Genomic DNA, 428 nt, shown 5'->3' with positions numbered 1-428 from the left:
GCCACCCGCTACGACAAACTCGCGATAACCTACCGCGCCGCCGTCACCCTCTGTGCAATTCTCACCTGGCTACGCCGATTGGGAGACACACCCTAGCTGCGCAGTGCGGATCGGGCGGGTCTCGCCGACGCCGAGGCCGCCACGTATGCCCGGACGAGCGTGCTCGCCTGCCTGCGAATCTCTGATCGGTCGTGGTTCGGGCTCGACCCATATACGCTCGGTTCATCCTGATCCGACTAAAGTGAAAGGACGAACCAATGATCATTCTTGGCGCAATTCTCCTGATCCTCGGATTCCTCTTGGACATCCCCATCCTCTGGACGATCGGCCTCGTACTCGTGGCGATCGGCGTGATCCTCTTCATCCTCGGCGCAGCCGGCCGGGCGGTCGGTGGACGTAAACACTGGTTCTGACCCCGGGTCCGGGCC

Annotated in this window: 1 protein-coding gene; it reads left to right on the top strand. The window is 62.6% G+C overall.

Translation table 11 applies throughout. From position 1 onward, the window contains the following. The first annotated feature begins 257 nt into the window (after window positions 1–257). Complete coding sequence (locus G6018_RS13930) at window positions 258–413, top strand: DUF6131 family protein (protein ID WP_179524124.1); 156 nt, start codon at window positions 258–260, stop codon at window positions 411–413. Window positions 414–428 lie beyond the last annotated feature (15 nt).

The organism is Dietzia sp. DQ11-44, assembly GCF_014145205.1.
GTDB classification, from domain to species: Bacteria; Actinomycetota; Actinomycetes; order Mycobacteriales; family Mycobacteriaceae; genus Dietzia; species Dietzia natronolimnaea.
Note: the sequence above shows the minus strand (reverse complement) of the source record. Positions and strands in the feature narration are given on the sequence as shown.